Raw genomic sequence first — 1,961 nt, forward strand, 5'->3', positions numbered from 1 at the left:
TCCCATCTTTGACAGTTAACAAAAGAAAAAATCGCTGCATCCCTTATATTTACTGGGCTGCAGCGATTTTTGCTGTTGTCACGAACTATAGTAATTTATTCTTTTCCTTTACTTTTTTTCTGAATTGTTTTCATTTTACTTTTGGTTATGAATTGGTAATCAGTTCGAAAGCCACAGACCTCATGAAGATCATCTGTGATAGCTTCCCGTTTGTATAAAGGAATAAATCCTTGCTCCTGTATCTCAGCAAAATTCATAGCTTTTAATGTGTCTAATAGATTTTCGCAAGTATATTTGGAATTCAGTTTCCTTTCAAGAAAACGGTAGACCATTAATGCCAGAAAACAGATCAGGAAATGTGCCTTGATCCGATTTTCATCCTGTAAATAAACAGGTCTTGCTGAAAAATCTGTTTTCATGATTCGGAAGCATTCTTCTATCTGCCATCTGCCTTCACTTACTTTTAATATATCGCCGACTTCATCATCCAAAAGATCTGTGCATACGGCATAGAACCCGTCATACTGTGCTTCCTCAGAAATCTTATTTTCATCAAGATAATGTTGTACACTGGCGGCTTCCCCTTCTTCTGTAACTGCCATGGTTCCGATAAAGCGGGCCGGATCATTCGGGTTCTTTCGATTCTTTTTGGTGCTTCCCGAATCCAGCATTTTTTGTGCCCGTTCTACCTGCTTATCACGGATGGATTTTTGATAAAGTGCATACTTTGGGGAATAGGTGATAATCAGCCGCTGATGCAGTTTCTTTGTTGTATATGGCCCATCTTTGTAATACAATCCCTTGTCATCTTCGGGCAGTTTTGTGATATCTACAGGCGTGTCATCGGATACCCTTTTAAAGCCCTGCGGACTTAGCGCCCATTCTTTTTCTTCTTTCTTCAGTTTTTTAATGGATTGTGTCACAATATAAGCCCGTTCTCCCATATGGTTATATTCCCTGATGGATTCGGAGCCGAGTCCTGCGTCACTGCAATAGATAAATTTCTGACATCCGAAGTCCCCAAGGACTTTCTTTTCTAATGGTTTTAGAGAGGTCTGCTCGTTTGCGTTTCCTGGAAAGAGTGAAAAAGCAAGAGGAATCCCATCACCGTCCATGAACAGTCCCATCTGGATAATCGGATTAGGCCTGTGTTCTTTGCTTTTCCCATATTTCTTACTCCCATCTTCTTGTTCGATCTCAAAATAATAATTAGAGCAGTCGTAATAGAGGATCTTATCATTTCTTTTTCCGAGAAAATGGCTGTTTTTGTAAACTTCCGCCTGTATGAGGTCGCATTCAGAGCCAAGAACATCCAATGCCCGGTATACATCATGAAGTTCATAGGATGGTTTTTCCAAAAATTCAGATGCCGCATTGTAAGAAGAACGTTTACTACAGGGTTCCAGGATTCTTGTGTATATCAGGTCGGAAAGGATTGCGTTGATGTCATATTTAAATTTATATTTCTGTTTTAATTTCCGGCAGATTTTATTCATTTGCAGTTGATAATAAACGAACTGCAGAAAAAGATAGCCGCCGCGGAAGAAAGTCTGTTTATCATAGTCTAGTTGTCTGTCAGCATGGAAAGTAATCTGTACCAGCCGATTCTCCTGTTCCTGCTTATATTTTAAAGTTTCAAGCCGGGCTTCTTCTTTTGCCCAAGCTAATACATCGTCACGTGTTGGGCCATGTTCGGGCAAAAGCTCTTTGAGTGTTCCGAGTTTTCGGATAATGACAGAAGTGCTTACTCCTTTATCGTTAATATATCCTTTGGAAATATAGAAGGACTCGGCATTCTTTGATTTTGATGTGGTTACTCTCATTGGAAACGCCTCCTTTACTATATTTTACCATACATTGCAATAAAATGCAATATATAAAAGCCAAAAAGTTGACACAAAAAATGCAGGTTTTATGCGACCTGCAAGCTATTTTTCTATAATTCAACTGTCAAACTCCCG

1 protein-coding gene is annotated in these 1,961 nt (G+C 39.3%); it reads right to left on the bottom strand.

Annotated features, from left to right (window positions below):
• Positions 1–95: 95 nt before the first annotated feature.
• Positions 96–1,823 carry an IS1634 family transposase gene (locus tag ACESZH_RS23800; RefSeq protein WP_373219568.1) on the bottom strand — a complete coding sequence of 576 codons (1,728 nt, stop codon included), beginning with the start codon at positions 1,821–1,823 and terminating at the stop codon, positions 96–98.
• Positions 1,824–1,961 lie beyond the last annotated feature (138 nt).

This window comes from Ruminococcus sp. 5_1_39BFAA, from assembly GCF_964240875.1.
Classification (GTDB): Bacteria; Bacillota; Clostridia; order Lachnospirales; family Lachnospiraceae; genus Blautia_A.